Here is a 20,306-nt window from a genome sequence, read left to right on the forward strand (position 1 = left end):
CGGGCTTTCAGGCCGCGACGGCCGCCCGGCCGCGAGCCACGGGCGGCAGCTCGCGGGTGACCTCGGGGCTTGCCGTTGCGGTCGGCAGTTCCCGGGTGGCCTCGGGCCCGGCGAACCCGACGATGGAGAGTTCCGTCTGCGGCTCGGCGACCGGGTGCAGCGCCGCGAACGCCTCGTCGCGCAGGCTCTGCGCCGCCGCCGCGGCCAGCTCGGCGGTCTGCCAGGCGGCCTGCTCCCGCTGCGCGGCGGCCCGGTGCCGTGCCGCCATGTTGTCCCGGACCAGCCGGCGCAGCAGCAGTTCCTGCTCCACCGGGTGCCGGCTCGGATCCCAGCCGTTGCCGCCGAGGATGTCGCTGAGCTGCCGCACCGTGATCTCGTCGCGCCACTGGGCGTCCATCGCGGCCCGGTGCAGCCAGCGCTCCCGGTCCGCGTACTCGGCCGGGGTCCGGGCGGTCCGGGGCAGCGGCAGCGCCGCGGCGGCGGTCAGGCGCCGGACGTCCTCCTCGGCCGCCTGGTACGCCTGCCAGGCAGCCTCGGCCTCCTCCTGGGCGGTCAGCCACTCGGCGCGGCTCCGCTCGGCGGTCGCCGTCGCACGGGAGGCGGCCACTGCCACCTCGTCGGCGTAGCGGATCCTCTCCTGGTCCCGTACGCGGGCGCGCTCGGCGCGTTCGATGCTGCTCGGGCGGGCGGCGTCACTGATCCGGTCGACCAGTTCCGAACGGAACCGGGACGGGCGGACGATCAGCGCGGCGACCACTGTCGCGGCCACGGCGAGCAGGACCAGCCAGATCACGGCGGCCGCGGGCATGTTGGGCAGGACGGAGGAGAAGACGGTCTGCATTACCAGCACCTCGTGGGTGGAACGTAGGACGATCGACGGTTGTGGCCCGGACATCCGGGCGGGTGCGCGTCGTGACTCGGACGCGACGGGACGCGCGGCAGGGCGCGAGGCGTGCGGCCCGTGGGACCGCGCCGGGGCGTACCGGAAGGGTGCCCGGTCAGGCGCGCGGCGGACCGCGACGGGCGATGTGCGCCCGGCCGGGGTCGGCGGCGGCGACCTCGACGCCGGGAACGCGCCCGGCGGAGTCGGCGGAAAGGCCTTCGGTGACGGCCGGGCCGGTGCCGGGGCCGGTGGTCCGCAGGGCGGCGGTCGTGGCGTCGGCCGCCGTGATTTCCGCGGCGCCGGCCGTGACCGCCTGCCGCGTCGCGACGTGCTCGATCGCCGCGACGTGCGAGGCGACGGCGTGCGAGGCGACTGTGGCGTGCGCGGCGGCGTGGGCGGGTGCGGCGTGGGCGGGTGCGGCGGTGATGCCCTGGAGGCCGGCGATCAGCACCAGGCCGGCCACAGCCGTGCGGGCGATCCGGCGCAGCGTCGCCGTCCAGGTGGACGGGGCGAACGCTACGGGCAGCACCTATTCAACCTATCGGTCGACGGACGATCCCGCAGCTCAAGGATCTTGCGGTTTACGTGAGCCACCCCACGGGTCGGTGTGGACGGAGACCCACGCGGGCCGGACGTGCGACGGCGCGGCGCCCCTGCCGAGGTGCCGCGCCGTCCAGTGGATGCCGGGTCAGTTGCCGCCGAGCACCGGCGGCGGAGCGGCGTCTCCGTCGCCCCAGACCATCTCGTCCTCGGTGAGCCAGGTCAGCCGGCCGTCGGACTCGTCGTCGCCGTGGCCGCCGCGCCCACCCAGCACGCCGCTGCGGCCGGCCATCGCGGGCCGCCCGGTGGCGCCGCCGGTGCGCTCGGCGGACTTGCTCCCGGCGTCGACCACGAGGCCACGGCCGGAGGTGAGCCGGCCCGTGCCGGCCGCCGAGCGGTTCTCCGCGCCGGACATGCCGCCGAAGCGGGCCGAGGACGCCGAGTTGGCGCCGGTGCCCGCGAGCGAGCCGGTGCTCAGCACACCGGGGGCGCCGTAGAGCCCGCCACCCGGTCCGCCGGCGCTCATCGTCGTCGGTCCGGCGCCGCCGGGACCGAAGCCCGGGCCGCCGCCGATCGTCGGACCGCCCGCGGTGCTGGTCAGCGGCGCGGCGCCGGCCAGCGAGGTGCCAGTCGGGTCGACGGTGCCGCCGGTCGGCACCGAACCCGGAGCGCCCGCGCCCGGCTGGCCGCCCGGAGTGCCCGCACCCGGTGTGCCCTCGCCCGGCGTGCCGCCGGTCGGGGCCGTGTGGTGCACGCCCGACGTGGTGGCGGTGGCGTTGGCGCCCGGGCCGAAGCTGCCGAGGCTCGGGCCGGACGACGGCGTCTTCACCGACGGGCCGTTCTGCAGCGTCGGGTCACCGTTGCCGGTGTGGCCGGGCAGCTCGGTCTCCGGCGGGTCCGGTACGACGATCCGGCCGTACGCCGAGAAGTCGTAGCCCTCGGCGAGCTTGGCCACGACCTGCACCATCCGCTGGTGCGCCTTCTCCTGCTCGGCCTTGTCCTGCTGGTGGCCGACGATCCCGCCGATCACCGCGCCGGGTGCGCCGCCGATCAGGAAGCCCTTGCCGGCGCCGGAGAGCAGCTTGTCGTTGTCGTCGGTCTTCTCCGGGCTCTCCGCCTTGGACTGCGCGGCCCGCAGCTCGCTGGACATCATGTCGAGGCCCTGTCGGATACCCGTCATGCCCTCGGCGAGGTTGCCGGAGTAGCGGACGACCATGTCCAGCCGGCGGTGGAACTCCCGCGCGGCGTCGCCGGTCCAGGTCTTCGCCAGCGCCTCCAGGTCGGCGGTCAGGTCGCGGCCGAGATCGTCGAGCGTGCCCTTGAGGGAGGTCCACTGGGCGCTGAGCGCCTCGATCTGCTTCGGGTCGCCGGCGTTGACGCCCTGGTAGAGCTCCTCGTGACTGACGTGCTCGTAGCGCCGGGTGTACTCAGACACGCGGGTCCTCCTTCGGCTGCTTCATCGCCTCGTTCAGCCCGGAGAGGGCGGCGGCGATGTCGGCCGCGGCGGCGGCGTTGCGGGCCTCGGCGGTCTTGTAGTTCGTCATGATCTTGTGGGTCGCCTCGCGGGCGGCCAGGATCGCCCGGCGCAGCCGGTCGACGTGGTTGACGTAGCTCTGGTGGGTCTCGGAGTAGCGACGTGCGTTGTCGGTCGCGTCGGTGAACGTGCCGAGGGCCGGCGGGCGGCACTGCATCTGGGTGTTGAGCTTGCGCAACACCGACTCCGCCTCGTGCAGACGCCGCTCGAGCCGCTGGTGAAAGTCCTCCAAGGACAGTACGTCTACTGTCGTGCGCCCCGTCATGGCTGCATCCCCGTAGTCATCGTCGATAACCGTTCGCCGTACTCAGGTTAGTCGAAGCGAGCCAACCCGGGCGACCCGTGACGGAGATCCTCCACTTCGGATCGCCGCAGGGCCTGTCAACCGCCCTGGACCTGCGCCTCCGCGCCACCGGCCGACGGTGTCGCGGTGGCCCCCGGAGGCGTCGACGCATCGAAGTAGGTCATCGCATCCTCGCGGGACAGCGTCGGTCCGGTCGGCACCAGCGCCAGCAGCGAGGCGGGTACGGCGAGCGGCGTCACGTCGCCGTACCCGAGCGCGCTCTTCGCGTCGCCCCCGGCGGTGCCGAGCGGATAGCGGATGCCCTGCGCGGTGATCAGGTAGACAGTCGAACCGGCCGCCGCCTTGCCGCTCTCCCCGGCCGTGGCCTGCACCAGCACGCCCTTGCCGCCGGGCAGCAGCACGCTCTCGGCGGTGCGTACCGCGTCCCGGGCGCCCTGCCGCGCGGGCATCGCGGTCGCCGAGGTCAGCTCGGCCGGCGGGGAGTCGAAGACCTCCAGCGTGGTGGTCGGCGGCTGACCGGCCGGGCCGGGCCGGTAGGTGGCGCAGAGCACCGTCCGTCCCGGACGGACCTCGTGCAGCGTCGGCAGCCGGGCCGGCAGGCCGTCCGCGTCCAGGCGCTGGTCGGTGAGGAGCCGGCCCGCCTCATCCGGAGTGATCTGCGTCACCTCGCCACCCCCGCCGAGCAGCAGCAGCGCGGTGACCTCGCGGACTGTCGCCAGGCCCTGCCGGGTGAGCACGTAGTACTGGCCGGCGGCCTGGTAGACCTGGCCGATCCGGGCCGGCCGGTCGGCCACTGTGAGCCCGCTCGCGCCGCCGTCCCCGGCGATCGCCGGCTTGCGCAGCACCGGCCCGGCCGGCACCGCGTTCAGCAGTTGCTGCCCGACGGTCAGGTTCGTCGCGCCGGCCATCTTCAACGCCACCAGCGCCTGCTCGTCACCGGCCACCCGCAGCCGGGAACCACCGGTGAGCAGGTAACGCGCGTCGCCGGTCCGCACCACCACGGCCCGGTCGGTGAGCGCCGTGCCGCCGGGCAGCGCGCGGTCGATCACCAGGTGGGTGGTGGAGCGCTGCGGGTCGTTCGGGTCCGGCACGTCGCACACCGACCAGGGGAGCCCGACCAGCGATTTGCGATCCGGCAGGTCGTCCGGGGCGCCGACGATGCCGACCAGCCGCCCGCGTGGACGGTCCTTGATGGACGCCTGGGACATGGTGCGCGGCTGCGCCGCGGCGTCGTTGACGATCAGCCGCGCCGAGGCGTAGTTGAGCGTCGGGCGCAGCACCTTGTCCTCGCCGAAGTAGTACGTCGCGCCGGTCTCCCGCTCGATCACCAGCGTGTTCGGCTCCAGCGGTGCGGAGTTGCTGGTGAGCTGGCCGTACGCGCCCACGCCGCCGAGCACCACTGCGGCCGCGATGACGCTGCCGAACACCGCCATGCCGAGGCGGCGCATCGGCAGGTCGTTTGTCTCCGGATCACCGGAGAGCAGCGCCGAGACGATGCGGCGGGTGACGAAGCGGTACGCCTGCACCTGATCGCGGCGGGTCCGCATGACTAACCTCCGGCGGGGGTGGGTCCGCGGCGACAGGTCCGAACAGCGCCGCGGGCTTCCCTACGATAAGGGGCCGTCGGGGGTGCGCCGGACCCCGTCCGCCGACCGAACGACCGCACCCGCCCGGCGGATGCCCAGGATGTCCAGAAGGGACGCACACCGATGACGCAGCTCCAGGCGCCACCCGGTCGTACCGCCACCACTCCCGCCGTACCGCCGGACCGGCCGGTCACCCCGGCCGACAAGCGCCGCCGGGGACGCCTCGGCCCGGTCGTGGTCGGGCAGCTCGTGGTGGTGGAGTGCGCGGCGCTCGCGGTCTGGTTCGCCACCGCCGGCCCGGCGTGGCTGCTCGCGGTGGTCGCCGTCCTGGCGCTGCTGGCGGTGGCCGCGGCGTTCGCGCGCCGGGGCGGCCGCTGGTGGTACGAGGACCTGATGCTCCGCCGCCGGCTGCGCCGGCGCCGCGACCGCGCCCGGGGCGCGGCGCCCGGTGGTGACCCGAGACTGGCCGCGCTCGCCCCGGAGCTGACAGTGGTGGAGCTGACCGAGCGCGGCACCCGGCTCGGCATCGGGCAGGACGACCGGGGCTGGTTCGCCGCGCTGGCGCTGACCGGCCGGCCCGGCGCGCCCGCCGGCTCGATCGAGGCGGCGGTGGTGGACCGCGTGCTCGCGGTGCTCGCCGACTTCTCCGGCCCGGTCACCCAGACCCAGGTCGTCTCGCACACCCTGGTCTGGTACCCGGCGCCCGGCGCGCCGCCGTCCGCGTACCGGACCGTGTGGGTGGCGCTGCGCCTGTCGGTGTCCGACGCGCGGGCCGAGGCGGTGAGCCGGGGCGGCGGCCTGCGCGGCGTGCACCGCACGGTGGCGGCCGGGGTGGGCCGGCTCGGCAAGGCGCTCAACGCCGCCGGCCTCGGTCACCGGGTGCTCGACCGGAACGAGCTGCACGCGGCGGTGGTGTCCGGGGCCGGGCTCGACCTGGCACCGGAGTCCCCGGTGGAGACGTGGACCAGCCTGCGCGGGGGCGGCTGGACGCAGCGCTGCCTGGCCCTGCGGGTACGCCCCAACGGCTCACTCGGCGCGCTGGTCGACGCGGTCACCGCCACCTCCGCGCCCTCGCACACGGTCGCCGCCGTGGTGCTCCCGGGCGGCCGGCGGGTGCCGCCGCTGCTGCGGGTGGCAGCCATGGACGGGCACGCCGAGGCGCTGGTGAAGGCGGTCCGCGAGATGGCGCGGCGCGCGGGCGTGCCGGCCCGCCCGCTGGACGGCCAGCACGGCCCCGGCGTCTACGCCACCGCGCCGGTCGGCACCGCGATGGGGACCGTCACGGTCGAAGGTTGACGATCCAGCCGTACGCGCCGCAGACCCAGACGGCCAGCGGCACCAGCGCGATGATGAGCAGGATCTCGACGATGTCCAGGGTCCGGCCCCAGACCGGGGAGATCCGCTTGCCGGCCACGGTCAGGCCGTAGACCAGGCTGATCACGGCCAGCACGGCCAGGCCGCCCAGGATCAGCCCGAGGCGTACCGCCAGCGAGCCGGCGGCGAACGTGGCGGCGGCGACCAGCCCCAGGCCGACGGTGCCGGACAGCAGCACCGGCGTGCGTTGGGCGCGGCTGAGGAACGGGCGCGCCCGCAGCAGCGACAGCAGCGCCAGCACCAGGCAGAGCAGGACCGCCGGGAGCCGGCCGTTCTCGGCCAGCACCACCTCGCCGCCGAGCACCAGCAGCGAGACGGTCCAGAGCAGACCGGTGAGGAACGCGTCGGCGCGCTCGCTGTTGCGCAGCACCGACGGCCCGTCCACCGACTCGGTGTCGGTCTTGAGGTCGTCCGGGCCGGTGGGGATGGACGGCACCGGCAGCCGGGCCAGGCGGTAGGCGAGCATCGGCAGGGCGGGCAGCGCGCCGAACGCGACTGTCGACACCACCGCCGCAGCCGCCGCCGCGCCGATGTCGAAGGCCAGGCTGAGCACCGCGCCGAGGCCGACCGCCGCGCCCACGCCCACCGCGCCGAGGAAGAGCGGCAGGCGGTCGCCGACGGCGAGCGCGGCGATCGCGCCGAAGACCACCACAGCGGTGCCGGCGAGCAGGACGTGCGGACCGGCCAGCTCGCCGAGCGTCCGCTCACCGGCGAGCACCAGCAGGCCGCCGGCGCCCGCGTACCCGATCCCGACCAGGGCCAGCACCGCGCCGGTGCGGCTGTCGCCGGCGGCGCGGGACAGCACCGCGGCGCCGACCAGCAGCGCCACCGCGACCACGAACGCGGCGGCCGCGCCGGGTAGCTGCGGTGGGCCGGTGAGCAGCGTCGCCACCGCGCCCGCGGCGAGCGCCGAGGCGGCCAGCAGGACCGCGAACACCCGTGTGGTGCCGACCTGCCAGGCGCCCGCCCGCTGGGTGGTGGAGGTGGCGACCGCGTCCACCACGTCGTCGAAGACGATCTCGGGGGCGGTCGCGGCACGCGGGTTGAAGTAGAGCACCTCGCCGTCGCGGACGCCGAGCTGCGCGGCGGTCCGGCCGCCGTCGAACGGCTGACCGCCGAGCCGGGACAGGGCCCAGCCGCCGTGCCGCACGCCCTCGTCGGCCAGGTCCTCGCCCGCGTACCGCAGCAGCGTGGGCAGCAGGTCGGCGAGCGGCACGTCGGACGGCAGCGCCAGATCCATCCTGGTACGCGGCGCCACGATGGTGATCCGGCTCAGCCCACCGGTCGCCGTCTTCGTCGCCACAGTGGCCTCCTCGTGCTCGCATACGATCCGCTGGGCCGTCGGCACCGCCCCCACGGGTCCACGACGCCACCGGGAGATTACCTACGATGGCGGTCGCACAGGTTGCCCACCCGACGCTCACCGGCGGTGGCAGACCACGATCAGGGCCGCTTCTGGGGAGGGGAGAGCCGTGAGTACGGTGGTGTTCCGCCGACTTCCGCGTCAACCGGGGCCCGCGCTGCCGCGCGGCGAGGTGCTGCTGGAGTCCCCGCCCGAGCTGCCGGAGCCGCAGGCCAAGGGCATGGGTCAGGTGCTGATGATCCTGCCGATGCTCTGCGGCGTCGGCGCGATGGCGTTCCTCTACGCCGGCCGGGGCGGCGGCATGATGACGTACGTCGCCGGTGGCCTGTTCGGTGTGTCCATGTTGGGCATGGCGATCGGCACGCTCGGCAACGGCGGCAACGACAAGGCCGAGCTGAACGCCCAGCGGCGCGACTACATGCGCTACCTCGCGCAGATGCGCAAGCGCACCCGGCGGGCGGCCGAGCAGCAGCGCGCCGCGATGACCTGGCGGCACCCGGAGCCGGACGCGCTCTGGTCGATCGCCGCCTCGCGCCGGCTCTGGGAGCGGCGGATCACCGAGGACGACTTCGGCGAGGTACGGATCGCGCTCGGCCCGCAGCGGCTGGCGGTGGAGATCGTGCCGCCGGAGACCAAGCCGGTGGAGGACCTGGAACCGATGAGCGCGATCGCGCTGCGCCGGTTCGTCCGGGCCCACTCCAGCGTGCCGGACCTGCCGACCGCGCTGTCGCTGCGCGCGTTCAGCCGGATCGCGCTGCGCGGCGACCGGGAGCCGGTGCTCGACCTGACCCGGGCCGCGCTGGGCCAGCTCGTCACGTTCCACGCCCCGGAGGACCTCCTGGTGGTCGTGGTCGCCGCGCCGGACCGGCAGGCGGCCTGGGACTGGGTGAAGTGGCTGCCGCACGCCCAGCACCCGGGGCGTACGGACGCGGCCGGCGCGCGCCGGATGGTGTTCGCCGCGCTGGACGAGGCGGAGACCGCGCTGGCCCAGGACCTGGGCGGGCGGCCCCGGTTCTCGCCCGAGGCGAAGCCGCTGACCACCGCGCCGCACGTGGTGGTGGTGCTCGACGGCGGCGAGGTCTCGGCGACCTGCGCGCTGACCGGGCCGGGCCTGCTCGGCACGACCGTGTTCGACCTGTCCGGCGCGGTCCCGCGTGACGCCGGGCGCTGGCTGCTCTGCCTGGACGCCGGGGACGGCACCGGCCTCGACCTGGTCCGCGGCACCGCCACGTCGCGGCTCGGCCGCCCGGACCGGCTCTCCCTGAGCGCGGCCGAGGGGCTGGCCCGGCAGATCGCCCCGTTCCGGCTCTCCCAGCAGCAGGGCGCGAGCACCGAGGAGCCGCTGGCCCGCAGCATGGAGCTGCCCGACCTGCTCGGTGTCGGCGACGCGGCCACGGTGGACACCCGGCAGACCTGGCGTCCGCGCAGCCACCGCGACCGGCTGCGCATCCCGCTCGGCCTGGGACCGGACGGCAACGTGGTGGAGCTGGACTTCAAGGAGTCCGCGCACGAGGGCATGGGCCCGCACGGCCTGGTCATCGGCGCGACCGGTTCCGGCAAGAGCGAGCTGCTGCGGACGGTGGTCGCGGCGCTCGCGGTGACGCACTCGTCGGAGGAACTGAACTTCGTTCTCGTCGACTTCAAGGGCGGCGCCACCTTCGCGTCGCTGGACGCGTTGCCGCACACCAGCGCGGTGATCACCAACCTCTCCGACGAGCTGCCGCTGGTCGACCGCATGCGGGACGCGCTGGCCGGTGAGATGAACCGCCGGCAGGAGGTGCTGCGGGCGGCGGGCAACTACGTCTCGCGGTACGACTACGAGAAGGCGCGGGCCGCCGGTGAGCCGCTGGAGCCGATGCCCAGCCTGCTGATCATCTGTGACGAGTTCTCCGAGCTGCTCGCCGCCAAGCCGGACTTCATCGACCTGTTCGTGATGATCGGCCGCCTCGGCCGGTCGCTCGGCGTGCACCTGCTGCTCGCCTCGCAGCGGCTGGAGGAGGGCAAGCTGCGCGGCCTGGACACGCACCTGTCGTACCGGATCGGTCTGCGCACGTTCTCGGCTGTGGAGAGCCGGATCGTGCTCGGCGTGCCGGACGCGTACGAGCTGCCCAGCGCGCCCGGTCACGGCTACCTGAAGACCGACACCGCGACCATGCTGCGGTTCCGCGCCGCGTACGTGTCCGGCCCGTACCGGGCGCCGGGGCAGGTGCAGCGCTCCACCCGGGCGCAGGTGCAACGCCGGATCGTCCCGTACGGCATCGACTACGTGCCGGTGCCGGCGGCGCCGAGCCCGGCGGAGGCCGCCCCGGAGCCGGAGCAGAGCGGCGACGGCAAGGCCGTGGCGATGCTGGACGTGCTGATCGACCAGCTCAAGGGCCGCGGCAAGCCGGCGCACCAGGTGTGGCTGCCGCCGCTGGCCGAGCCGTCCGGGCTGGCCGAGCTGCTGCCCAAGCTGAGCGTGCACCCGACGTACGGCCTGACCACCGCCGACTGGCCGGGCCGCGGCCGGCTCGCCGTGCCGGTCGGCATCGTGGACCGCCCGTACGAGCAGCGCCGCGACCCGATGATGGTCGACCTGGCCGGGGCCGGCGGCAACGTGGTGATCGTCGGGGCGTCGCTGAGCGGCAAGAGCACCATGCTGCGCTCGATGCTGGCCTCGCTGGCGCTCACCCACACGCCGCGCGAGGTGCAGTTCTTCTGCCTCGACTTCGGCGGTGGCGCGTTGCGCAGCCTGGACGGGCTGCCACACACCTCGGGTGTGGCGGGCCGGCGGGACGTCGAGGCGGTCCGGCGGACGGTGGCCGAGGTGGTCGCCGTGATCGACGAGCGGGAGAACCGGTTCACCCAGCACGGCATCGACTCGGTGGCGAGCTACCGGCGCCGCCGGGCGGCCGGTGAGTTCGCCGACGACCCGTTCGGTGACGTCTTCCTCGTCGTGGACGGCTGGAACACGCTGCGCCAGGAGTACGAGGAGCTGGAGCAGACGATCACCAACCTGGCGAACCGGGGCCTCGGCTTCGGCGTCCACGTGGTGATCACGGCGGTGCGCTGGGCGGAGATCCGGATCAACATGCGGGACCTGCTCGGCACCAAGCTGGAGCTGCGGCTCGGTGACCCGTCGGAGTCGGAGATCGACAGGCGGGCCGCGCAGAACGTGCCGGTGGGCGCGCCCGGTCGCGGTCTGACCCGGGACAAGCTGCACTTCCTGACCGCGATCTCCCGGATCGACGGCAAGCGCGACATCGAGGACCTGACCGAGGCGTCGGTGGCGCTCGCCGGTCACGTCGCGGCGAACTGGCCGGGACAGCCGGCGCCGAAGGTCCGGCTGCTGCCGCGCAAGCTGGCGGTCACCGAGCTGGCGAAGGTGGTCGACCGGTCCGCCCCGGGCATTCCGATCGGCGTCAACGAGTCGGCGCTCGCCCCGGTCTACCTGGACCTGGCGGGCGAGCCGCACCTGACCGTGTTCGGCGACGCCGAGTGCGGCAAGACGAACCTGCTGCGGCTGATCGCCCGGGGGATCGCCGAGCGGTACACCCCGGCCCAGGCGCGGCTGGTCATCGCCGACTACCGGCGTGGTCTGCTGGGCGCGGTCGAGGGTGACCACCTGCTCGACTACGCGCCGTCGAACCAGGTGTTCAGCCAGGGACTCGGCTCGATCCGCAGCGCGTTGCAGAACCGGCTGCCCGGCCCGGACGTTACCACCGCCCAGCTGCGTGACCGGAGCTGGTGGAAGGGTCCGGACCTGTACATCCTGGTGGACGACTACGACCTGGTCGCCTCCGGTGGCAGCAACCCGCTGAGCGCGCTGCACGAGCTGCTGCCGCAGGCGCGGGACATCGGCCTGCACCTGATCATCACGCGCCGGGTCGGCGGTGTGGCCCGTGCGCTGTACGAGCCGGTGCTGCAACGGCTGCGCGAGCTGGACTCGCCCGGCCTGCTGATGTCCGGCAGCCGGGAGGAGGGTGCGGTCTTCGGCAACCTGCGGCCGACGCCGCAGCCGCCGGGCCGGGGCACGCTCGTCCGTCGCCGCGACGGCCAGCAGCTGATCCAGACCGCGTGGACGGAGCCGGCCTGACGGGACGGACGCCGGGCGGCCCGGTCCGGTAGCGTCGGCCCGATCGATCGTCGCGAGTGGAGAGGGGCGCGCACGTGAGCAGCCCGTCGGGTTTCGGTGCGGCCATGGAGGGCCTGCTGCGGCAGGCGCAGGAACAGCAGCGCCGGCTGGCCGATCTCCAGCGGCAGCGCGCCGAGCTGCGGGTGACCGGGGAGAGCCCGGACGGGCTGGTGCGGGTGACTGTCGACGGCGGCATGAAGGTCGGCGACATCGAGCTGAACGCGCGGGCGATGCGGCTGGACAGCTTCTCCCTGTCCGAGGCGATGCAGGCGGCGATCGACGCGGCCTACGCGGCCTTCGAGGAGCGGCAGCGCGAGATGCTGAGCGAGATGCTCGGCGACTCCGAGATGGTCCGCCGTGCGCAGGACGGCACGCTGACCCCGGAGGACTGGTTCCGTCAGTTCGGGGTGGACGTGTCCGACCCGACCCGCAACCTGCGGCGCTGAGCGAGAGGAAGGCCGACGATGCCGAACACGGTCGACGTCGACGCGATCCGGAAGGCGGGCCGGATGCTCGACGCCCCGGACGGCCCGATCCAATACCTCCGCAACGTCGAGACGTTGCTGGGCGAGGTGAAGCTGCCCAGCGGCGCGCTGAGCTGGTTCGGCACCGGCGCGGTCGAGCGGCACAACGCGGCTGTGGACGGGCACCTGGACAACGTCCGCACCGGCGTGGAGCATCTGCGCAAGGCCGCCGCGCAGCTCGAACAGAGCGCGAAGAACTGGGAGAGGTCGGATCAGCCCTGGGTGGTCAAGTGACCGGCCGGGCCCGCCACGGGAAGGACGCCTGATGCCGCCGGAGATCCTCATCGCCAACGCCTCGGGGACGGTGACCGGCACCGTGACGGTCGCCGAGACCACGGCTCCGGTCCGGTCGGCGGCGGCCGTCGCCAAGGGCAACCTGGTCTGGATCGTCGCCTCGGCGGCGTTGATCGGCGCGATCCTCTACCTGGAGTCGTTCGACAACCAGCAGGTCAACGAGTCGATCAAGAAGTGGGACGAGGCGGCCCGCCTGCTCGGCGCGGACCAGTTCGGCGCGGCCATGGCGGCGGTTCCGCCGGACGCGGCGGAGTGGGACTTCGACGACCGGGACGCGTTCGACCTGTTCCTCCGCAAGCTCGGGGCGGAGATCAACTCGTTGGCCGAGGCGTTCGCCGCCAACCGGGACACGCTCACCGCGGCCCGGGACGCGTACAACGACGCGATCTCCGGCCTGGCCCAGGCGCTCATGCCGATCCTGGTCGCGGTGATCGCCTCGATCGCGCTCCAGTTCTTCCCCGCCACCACCGCGCTGGCGCAGGCCATCGGCATCGTCGGTCTGACCGCCACCGCCGCCGTCCTGGTCCTGGTCTTCGGTGAGATCAGCGCGCTGCTGCACGCGCTGCTGGCCGCCTTCCACACCGACAACCGGTTCACCTTCACCGCGGACTCCCGCCCCGGCTGGGCGCCGACCGGCTCGGACCCGGACATCAAGGACATCAAGATCGACTGGGTGCGGGACGCCAAGTTCTACGGGTGACGGGAGCGACGCATGGAAACCCTGCTCTTCTCGTTGTTGCTGTACGTCCTGCTGACCATTCCGGTCTTCGTGGTCCTGATGCTGTTCGCCGCGCTGACCCGCTCGGCGCGGCTGCGGCGGGCCGCCGAGGTGGTGTCGCTGAGCACCTGCGCGGCACTGCTGGTGCTGTCGTTCCAGCGCGCTTTCGAGAAGCCGATGCTGTGGGCCGTGGTGGTGCTGCTGGTCGCGGTGCTGGTCTTCGGCGTGTCGACGATCGTCAAATCCTCGCGCGAGCGGTCGTGACCTCGGCCTCGACCGTCCACCTCGTACTGAGGGCCGCGGATCGCGTCTGTCGACAGTGGGATGTCGGAATACGACCATGGGACGGCAGGGCTGCGCGGGTTGGACATCGTCCGCTACGGTTCGGATGAAGTGTCCGTCGGTGGGGTGTGTACGCCTTGCCGCGGGGGAGGGCGCGGCGGAACCGCCGCCACAAGATGACGGAAGGGTGTGAAGCATGGCGTTCGAGGTCAGTGCAGCGACTCTGCACACCGCCGCGAGTGACGTGCGGTCCACGCGCAGCGACGTCGACGGCGAGCTCAAGAAGCTGTGGAACGTGGTCGACGACCTGGCGATGGCCTGGAAGGGCCAGGCGTCCACGGGCTTCCAGAGCCTGATGACTCGCTGGAACGAGGACACTACGAAGCTGCTGACCGCGATGGACAACATCGCGGACCTGCTCGACAAGTCCGGCACCACGCACCAGGTCAACGACGAAGAGCAGCAGCAGATGCTGGACAAGTTCCACGCTGCTCTCAACCCGTGATCCGCGAAGACAGGCAGAGGAGGAATCGATGAGCATCAAGGTTGATTACGCTGTTCTGGAGAGCAGCAACCAGCAGATGCAGGCCATCTCGCGGACCATCGACGAGAAGCTCGACACGCTGCGGGCGATGCTGACCAAGCTCGAGTGGGAGGGCCAGGACCGGGCCGCCTACCAGCAGCACCAGGCCCAGTGGGACGCCGCCGTGCGGGACATCAACAAGGTCCTGAACGAGATCGGCGGTGCCGTGGGCATCGCGCGCGAGAACTACATGACCACGGAGATGAGCAACTCCAAGGTCTGGGGCAACTGACCCCCGACCGGTCCACAGCGGCTCCGCTCCGGCTCGTGCCGGGCGGAGCCGTCGTGTGTTGTCAGGCGTCCTGCGGGACGTCGCGGCGGCCGGGACGCCACCCGCGCCGCCGTCCGCGTACCAGGATGGGGCGCAACGTCAGCAGGACGCCGGCCAGCAGCGCGCCGACGACAGCGACCCAGATCGCGACGGTGCGCTGCCAGGCCAGCGGGTCGGCGGGCGGCGCCGGTGGCGGCATCGCGCCCAGCGGCGGGTCCTCCCGGGTGCCCAGCAGGCTGGTGACCGCCCGGTACGGGTTGACCATCCCGAAGCCGACCTCGGCGTTGTGCCCGTCGGGCGGGTTGTCGGCGGTACGGGTCAGCCGGTAGGCGACCTCGTCGGCGCTGATGTCCGGGTGTGCGGCCCGCACCAGCGCGGCCACCCCGGAGACGTACGCGGTGGCGAAGCTCGTCCCGCCCTGCGGCTCGGCCCGGTAGCCCGATCCCTGCGGAGCGGGCCCGACGATGTTCAGGCCGGGGCCGGCGATGTCCACATAGTCCCCGCTGACCGAGCTGCCGACGTGCCCGCCCTGCTCGTCGATGCCGGCGACGGCGACGACACCGTCGTACGCCGCCGGATAGGCCGGCCGGTCCTCCCGGTTCTCCTGCCGGTTGCCGGCGGAGGCGACGACTACCACGTCCTTACTGAGCGCGTACTGCACCGCGGACTTCAGCGCCGGGTCGTCGAGCGTGACCAGGGACAGGTTGATCACGTCGGCGTCGTGGTCGACAGCCCAGCGGATCGCCTTGCCGATCTCGGCCGGCACGTCCGGGTCGAAGTTCTCCTTGTTCTCGGCCAGCACCCGCAGCGGCAGGATCTTCGCCTCCGGCGCGATGCCGGTGTAGGGCGAGCCGGTGCCCTCCCGGCCGGCGATGATGCCCGCGACCATGGTGCCGTGGCCGACCAGGTCGCACTGCCCCTTGAGGCGGACGAGCTGGTTGAAGTCCTCACCCGGCAGCACCCGCCCGCGTAGCAGGGGATGGGCGGGCGAGACCCCGGAGTCGATCACCGCGACGGTGACCCCCGCGCCCTTGCCGATCCGCCACGCGGCGGCCGGGTCGAGGCGGCTCAGCGCCCACGGAACCTCGGTGGGCGCGGGGCCGCCGGCCGGGCCGCACTTCGGGGCGGCCTGCGCGGGCGCGGGCACCGCCAGCGCGCCGCCGAGCAGGGCGGTCACCGCCGCTCCGGAGAGGACGGACCTGATCCGGTGTCCGGCCCGGACGCGTCCCGTGGTCGCGCCCGGCCGCAAGCTGTCGCGCACGCGGTGAGATTACCCGCCTCGCCGGCCCGCGCGGGCACACGTGGTGCCGGCCCGGGTCACCCGTCGGCGGCAGCGTCCCCGGCCGACTCGGCGGCGAACAGGGCCAGTAGCGCGCCGACCTGCTGGTCGGCCTCGGCCGGGTGCCGGAAGCGGCCCTTCGGGTTGATCGTGTACTCGTTGCGCCGTCCCACCCGCGTACGACGCAGGTAGCCCCCGGCCTCCAGGTCGGCGACGATGGCCTGGGCCGCCCGCTCGGTCACGCCCACCTCGTCGGCCACGTCCCGCAGCCGGGCGGTGGGGTTGCGCGCGATCGCCAGCAGCACGTGGCCGTGGTTGGTGAGGAAGGTCCAGTTACGGCGGCTCCCGTCCTCAACTGGTGTGGTCGCCATGGTGGTCATGCTATGGCCACGTCCGCCACCTGCCGAATCGGCGCGGTCCGGGGCGGGGCGCCGACGGGAAAGTATGAAATGCGTATCACGAATCTTGACGTGCCCCCAGGTGCGTGTGACCGTGGGTCGCGAGGCCGTTCGGCCTGGTGGTTCCCCAGGTAGACGAGGTGAGGGACATGACGCCGAGCACCCCGGAGCAGGCACTGACCGAACTGCGTGCCGGTAATCACCGGTTCGTCACGGGCGTCCCGCAGCATCCGAATCAGGACGCCGGGCACCGGGCGGCTGTGGCCGACGGCCAGCACCCGTTCGCGGTGATCGTCGGCTGCTCCGACTCGCGGCTCGCCGCCGAGATCATCTTCGACCGCGGTCTCGGTGACCTCTTCGTGGTGCGTACCGCCGGGCACACCGCCGGGCCGGAGGTGCTCGGCAGCGTCGAGTACGCCGTCACCGTGCTGGGCACCCCGCTCGTGGTGGTGCTCGGGCACGACTCCTGCGGCGCGGTCCAGGCCGCCCGGGAGGGGGTCCGGACCGGCGCCGCCCCGGCCGGGCACCTGGGCGCTGTGGTGGACGCGGTCTCGCCGAGCCTGTTGCGCGCCGCCCGCCAGGGGGTCGAGGACCTCGACGGCATCGTCGACGTCCACATCGCGCAGACCGTGGAGACGCTGCTGGCCCGGTCCGCCGTGCTGGCCGAGCGGGTGGCCGCCGGGCGGTGCACGGTGGTGGGCATGTCGTACCGGCTCGCCGGTGGCGAGGTGCGGACCGTGGCGCAGGCCCCGGCCCCGCTGCCCGCCCCGGCCGCGCCCGCCGACCCGGCGCTGGCCGGCTGATACGCACGGACGACGAAGAAGGGGCCGCCCGAGGGCGGCCCCTTCTCGTGGTGTCCGGGTCAGAGCATCGACATGTGGACGTGGTCGGTGTGGTTCGAGGGTCCGCTGTACGAACTCCAGCCGGTGGCCGGGAACCAGATCTGCCGGTTCCAGATGACGTAGTAGATGCCCAGCCGGTCGGCGTTGCGGATGAGGAAGGCGGCCACCTCGTTGCCGTACCGGCGGGTGTCGTTGTTGTGCCAGGGCGCGAAGCCGCTGTTCTGGAGCGACCAGTCGCACGCCTTGCCCTTGGGGTGCTCCCACGGCCCGCCGGGCCGGTAGCAGCCCACGAAGCGCTTGAAGCCCGCGCGCCGGACCTCCTTGTACGCGTGCAGCGTGCGCGGCGTGACGCAGCCCGAGGTGGTCGGGTCGTCCTCGCTGCACGACTCCGCCTTCCACCCGCCGTCGGCGGTGCGGCCGGGGCCGATCTTGGCGACCGGTGAGGTGGCGGAGACCAGGCCGCCGGTGAAGCCGAGACCGCCGACGAGCTTCAGCGCGCGCTCGGCCTGCACCTTCTCGCGCTCCATCGCGTTCTTCTGCTTCTCCTGCTCGCGCACCTCGGCGTCGAGCGCGATCTTGGCCTGCTCGGCGCGGGTCTTGACCGCGTTGATGGCGGCCAGGCGCTGCGCGTTGAGGAGGTTCAGCTCGTCCAGGGCGTTGACCCGGCGGACGAACGAGTCGGGTGAGTTGCTCTCCAGCAGCATGGCCATCGCGCCCATCCGGCCGGTCCGGTAGGACTGGGCAGCGAGCTGGTTGACCTGCGGGCTGAGCGCTTCGAGCTCGGCCTGTGCCGTCTTCACCTCGGCCGCCAGCCGCCGCTGGCGGTCCTGGGACTTGGCGAGCTTCGCCTTGGCCTGGAGGAAGGCCCGGTTGGCGGCGTCGATCGCCTCGGTGATGAGCGGCGGTTCGCCGTCCTCCTCGTGTCCCGAGGGGTTGCCGGGGGCCGCCGCGGTGGGGGCCGCGGTCGCCGGGGTCGGCCCGGCCAGCACGGCCAGCGAGGCCAGCACGGCCACCACGGGTGTCAGCCAGCGGCGCAGGGGTGCCGTCACAGTGTTCCCTTCCGTCGGCCGCCGACCGGGTTAGCTGACGGGTTCGGGACGGAAGTGGCCCCTACCGCTGTCGCGGATTCACCCCATGTACCTGGTTCCCCGGTTCGCCCGCAGGCGATTGGGCGGCGGCACCGCTGGCGCCGGTGCGCGCCTTCGGCGGTGACCGGCAGCGAGGTTACCTGACAGCACTCCTGAGGATCTACGTCCGGAAGCCGACCAATAGCGAGATTTCGCCGTGGCGCACCGTGACCAGCGTCGCGTTTGAAATCGATGGTCACGCTGCGGAGTGTCACCATGCGGCCTCCGTACTCTTCCCGCCGCCCAGGGCCTCCAGCGCGTCGTCGCGTCCGGCCGGCGGCCGGGCCGCGGGTGGCGCCGGCTCCGCGCCGCGCGAGCGCCGCCCGGCGGTGGTCACGATCGCGGCCAGTCCGGTCGTCAGCGGTACGGCGGCGATCAGGCCGAGCGTCGCCACCGCGCTGCGGACGATCTCCTGGGCGAGGAACTCGCTGGTGAGGATCTCACTCACCGGGCGGGAGTCGGCAACCAGGAGGAGCAGCAGCGGCAGCGAGGCGCCCGCGTACGCCAGCACGATGGTGTTGACGGTGGATGCGATGTGGGCCCGGCCGACCCGGGTCGCCGCCCGGTAGAGCTGCCGCCGGGACAGTCCGGGGTTGGCGTGCGCCAGTTCGGTGACGGTGGCCGCCTGGGTGACTGTGACGTCGTCCAGCACGCCCAGCGAGCCGATGATGATGCCGGCCAGCAGCAGCCCGTGCAGGTCCACGTCGCCCTGGAACATGGACAGCGTGGTGGCGTCCTCGCTGCCGAAGCCGGTCAGGTGGGTGGCGGACGTGGCGAGCAGGCCGAGCACGCCGGTGACCACCAGGCTGCCGAGCGTGCCGAGCACCGCGACCGACGTCTGCGCGGTGATCCCGTGGGTCAGGTAGAGCACCACGAACATGATCAACGCGGCGCCCACGATCGCGACCAGCAGCGGCGGCTGGCCGGCGCCGATGCCCGGCAGCACGAAGCCGAGGAGGATGGCGAAGCTGGCCACCAGGCCGCCGAGCGCGGCGAGCCCGCGCCACCGGCCGAACGCCACGATCGCGGCGGCGAACAGCACCATCAGCCAGATCAGCGGCGTGCCGCGCTGGTGCTCGGCGATGTTGTAGGACTTCACCGCCGGGTCGGCCGGGTCGGTCAGCTCGACCAGGACGACCTCGTCTCCGACCGCGACCCGGGGTGCGCCCGGCCCGGCCGGGATCGGCGTCTCGACCTGCCGGCCCGCGTCCGGGCCCTGCTCGGCGGTGACCGTCACCGTGCCGCAGGGGCCACCCCCGCCCTCCGGGGCCTCCGGGGTCGGCGGGCAGGGCTCGGTGACCACCCGGGTCACGGTGCCGTGGTAGCGGGGGACGTCAGCGCCGCCGACCGGCTCCCGGTCCTGCCCGGGCCAGAGCACCAGCGCCGCGATCACTGTGAGCGCGAACAGCGGCACCACCACGGCGACGAGCAGCCGTCGTACGCCCGGCGGCGCGGCGGGTGCGGGGCGGGTGTGGTCGGCACCCATGGCGTCTCTCCCAACGGTCGCGGCGACGCCTGGTCCGCCGGACCGGTCTGGTCACCCGGCCGGCGCGGACGTGTCGACCACGTCCGGGTCGTCGCCCGGCCATGGTAGACAGCCCGGCCGGCCGCTCCCGGGCGGCGCGACCGGTGACGCGCCCCGCTCGGGTCAGGCCAGGCCCGCCCGGCGCCGCCGGTACTCGTCCTCGTCGATCTCGCCGCGGGCGTACCGCTCGTCCAGGATGCGCCGGGCCGTCGTCGGGCCCAGATACTGCGGGCCGGTCCACCGCACGGCCGCCCAGACGAGCCCCGCCAGCACCCCGAGCACCAGCAGGGACCAGATCCACATCCAGCCCATCATCGGGCTCTGCCACATCATCGGGCCGCCCTCCGTCCGTCGCCGCGGGTCCGCCGGTCCGGCCTGCCCGCCACTTCGACGGTACGTCCGCCCGGGCGCGTCGGCACGGGTCGATGTGCCCTGGTCCTGAGGGCCGGAGGTCCCCGCTCAGCCGCGCTTCATCAGGCGCCCGACGGCGGCCATCATCTCGGTCGCCATCTCGTCGGCCCGGCCCTCGGCGGCGCCCTCGTGCATGCAGTGCCGGGCGTGGCCGTCGAGCAGGCCCAGGCCGACCTTGTCCAGCGCCGCCTGGATGGCCGAGATCTGGGTCAGCACGTCGATGCAGTAACGGTCGTCCTCGACCATCTTCTCGATGCCACGGACCTGGCCCTCGATCCGGCGGAGCCGGGCGAGGAGTTGGTCCTTGCTGGCGGTGTAGCCCCGGGTCGGGCTGGACGGCGCGGTCATGAAACC

Annotated in this window: 21 protein-coding genes and 1 riboswitch; of the genes, 9 read left to right on the plus strand and 12 right to left on the minus strand. The window is 73.6% G+C overall.

Annotation, left to right across the window (positions count from 1 at the left end):
• Positions 1-7: 7 nt before the first annotated feature.
• The 5 genes from FB455_RS28370 to eccB all read right to left on the minus strand — a co-directional run bounded on the left by FB455_RS28370 (position 8) and on the right by eccB (position 4,808).
• A complete protein-coding gene (locus FB455_RS28370) occupies positions 8-841 on the minus strand; it encodes a hypothetical protein (RefSeq protein ID WP_145755369.1) in 834 nt (277 codons plus the stop codon).
• Between the two features lie 157 nt (positions 842-998).
• Positions 999-1,412 carry a hypothetical protein gene (locus FB455_RS28375; RefSeq protein WP_145755370.1) on the minus strand — a complete coding sequence of 138 codons (414 nt, stop codon included), beginning with the start codon at positions 1,410-1,412 and terminating at the stop codon, positions 999-1,001.
• Between the two features lie 159 nt (positions 1,413-1,571).
• A complete protein-coding gene (locus FB455_RS28380; protein ID WP_013283762.1) occupies positions 1,572-2,858 on the minus strand; it encodes a WXG100 family type VII secretion target in 1,287 nt (428 codons plus the stop codon).
• Positions 2,851-3,189, minus strand: a complete 339-nt coding sequence (locus tag FB455_RS28385; protein WP_230651192.1) for a hypothetical protein — start codon at positions 3,187-3,189, stop codon at positions 2,851-2,853. Before FB455_RS28385 ends, FB455_RS28380 begins: the two co-directional genes overlap by 8 nt.
• A gap of 149 nt (positions 3,190-3,338) precedes the next feature.
• Positions 3,339-4,808, minus strand: coding sequence for a type VII secretion protein EccB (gene eccB / locus FB455_RS28390; RefSeq protein WP_013283764.1), 1,470 nt, complete (start codon positions 4,806-4,808; stop codon positions 3,339-3,341).
• A 162-nt stretch (positions 4,809-4,970) separates the two neighbouring features.
• On the opposite strand from eccB, the gene FB455_RS28395 reads away from it, so the two are divergent.
• The gene (locus tag FB455_RS28395) at positions 4,971-6,143 is read left to right on the plus strand and encodes a type VII secretion protein EccE (protein WP_013283765.1); all 1,173 of its coding nucleotides are present in this window, start codon (positions 4,971-4,973) and stop codon (positions 6,141-6,143) included.
• On the opposite strand, the gene eccD is transcribed toward FB455_RS28395, so the two are convergent.
• Positions 6,127-7,524: a type VII secretion integral membrane protein EccD gene (gene eccD / locus FB455_RS28400; RefSeq protein WP_013283766.1), complete on the minus strand. Its 1,398-nt coding sequence runs from the start codon at positions 7,522-7,524 to the stop codon at positions 6,127-6,129. The genes FB455_RS28395 and eccD overlap by 17 nt on opposite strands.
• Before the next feature lie 169 nt (positions 7,525-7,693).
• Here eccD and FB455_RS28405 point away from each other — a divergent pair, with 169 nt between their 5' ends.
• The 7 genes from FB455_RS28405 (at position 7,694) to FB455_RS28435 (ending at position 14,331) form a co-directional block, all read left to right on the plus strand.
• Positions 7,694-11,659: a type VII secretion protein EccC gene (locus tag FB455_RS28405; RefSeq protein WP_013283767.1), complete on the plus strand. Its 3,966-nt coding sequence runs from the start codon at positions 7,694-7,696 to the stop codon at positions 11,657-11,659.
• Positions 11,660-11,733: 74 nt separating this feature from the next.
• On the plus strand, positions 11,734-12,144 hold the full coding sequence (locus FB455_RS28410) for a YbaB/EbfC family nucleoid-associated protein (protein ID WP_013283768.1): 411 nt from the start codon (positions 11,734-11,736) through the stop codon (positions 12,142-12,144).
• A gap of 18 nt (positions 12,145-12,162) precedes the next feature.
• Entirely contained in the window at positions 12,163-12,456 is a 294-nt protein-coding gene (locus tag FB455_RS28415) for a hypothetical protein (protein ID WP_013283769.1), read from the plus strand.
• 31 nt (positions 12,457-12,487) lie between these two features.
• The gene (locus FB455_RS28420) at positions 12,488-13,216 is read left to right on the plus strand and encodes a hypothetical protein (RefSeq protein WP_013283770.1); all 729 of its coding nucleotides are present in this window, start codon (positions 12,488-12,490) and stop codon (positions 13,214-13,216) included.
• Positions 13,217-13,228: 12 nt separating this feature from the next.
• The gene (locus FB455_RS28425) at positions 13,229-13,498 is read left to right on the plus strand and encodes a hypothetical protein (RefSeq protein WP_013283771.1); all 270 of its coding nucleotides are present in this window, start codon (positions 13,229-13,231) and stop codon (positions 13,496-13,498) included.
• Between the two features lie 214 nt (positions 13,499-13,712).
• Positions 13,713-14,021, plus strand: coding sequence for a WXG100 family type VII secretion target (locus FB455_RS28430; protein ID WP_013283772.1), 309 nt, complete (start codon positions 13,713-13,715; stop codon positions 14,019-14,021).
• 28 nt (positions 14,022-14,049) lie between these two features.
• Complete coding sequence (locus tag FB455_RS28435) at positions 14,050-14,331, plus strand: WXG100 family type VII secretion target (protein WP_013283773.1); 282 nt, start codon at positions 14,050-14,052, stop codon at positions 14,329-14,331.
• 61 nt (positions 14,332-14,392) lie between these two features.
• Here the strand turns inward: FB455_RS28435 and mycP are convergent, their stop codons facing one another.
• On the minus strand, positions 14,393-15,631 hold the full coding sequence (mycP, locus tag FB455_RS28440) for a type VII secretion-associated serine protease mycosin (protein ID WP_235437571.1): 1,239 nt from the start codon (positions 15,629-15,631) through the stop codon (positions 14,393-14,395).
• Positions 15,632-15,687: 56 nt separating this feature from the next.
• Positions 15,688-16,029 carry a helix-turn-helix transcriptional regulator gene (locus FB455_RS28445; protein ID WP_013283775.1) on the minus strand — a complete coding sequence of 114 codons (342 nt, stop codon included), beginning with the start codon at positions 16,027-16,029 and terminating at the stop codon, positions 15,688-15,690.
• Positions 16,030-16,196: 167 nt separating this feature from the next.
• Here FB455_RS28445 and FB455_RS28450 point away from each other — a divergent pair, with 167 nt between their 5' ends.
• Positions 16,197-16,850 carry a carbonic anhydrase gene (locus FB455_RS28450; protein ID WP_013283776.1) on the plus strand — a complete coding sequence of 218 codons (654 nt, stop codon included), beginning with the start codon at positions 16,197-16,199 and terminating at the stop codon, positions 16,848-16,850.
• A 59-nt stretch (positions 16,851-16,909) separates the two neighbouring features.
• On the opposite strand, the gene FB455_RS28455 is transcribed toward FB455_RS28450, so the two are convergent.
• From FB455_RS28455 to FB455_RS28470, 4 genes are all read right to left on the minus strand, one after another.
• Positions 16,910-17,938, minus strand: coding sequence for a coiled-coil domain-containing protein (locus FB455_RS28455; RefSeq protein WP_013283777.1), 1,029 nt, complete (start codon positions 17,936-17,938; stop codon positions 16,910-16,912).
• A gap of 4 nt (positions 17,939-17,942) precedes the next feature.
• Positions 17,943-18,073, minus strand: a riboswitch (cyclic di-AMP (ydaO/yuaA leader).
• Positions 18,074-18,227: 154 nt separating this feature from the next.
• The gene (locus tag FB455_RS28460; RefSeq protein WP_013283778.1) at positions 18,228-19,502 is read right to left on the minus strand and encodes a YibE/F family protein; all 1,275 of its coding nucleotides are present in this window, start codon (positions 19,500-19,502) and stop codon (positions 18,228-18,230) included.
• 162 nt (positions 19,503-19,664) lie between these two features.
• A complete protein-coding gene (locus tag FB455_RS28465) occupies positions 19,665-19,874 on the minus strand; it encodes an SHOCT domain-containing protein (protein ID WP_013283779.1) in 210 nt (69 codons plus the stop codon).
• Between the two features lie 126 nt (positions 19,875-20,000).
• Positions 20,001-20,300 (minus strand): metal-sensitive transcriptional regulator, encoded by a 300-nt coding sequence (locus tag FB455_RS28470; RefSeq protein WP_013283780.1) that lies wholly within the window; start codon positions 20,298-20,300, stop codon positions 20,001-20,003.
• Positions 20,301-20,306 lie beyond the last annotated feature (6 nt).

Source organism: Micromonospora sp. CNZ296 (genome assembly GCF_007827635.1).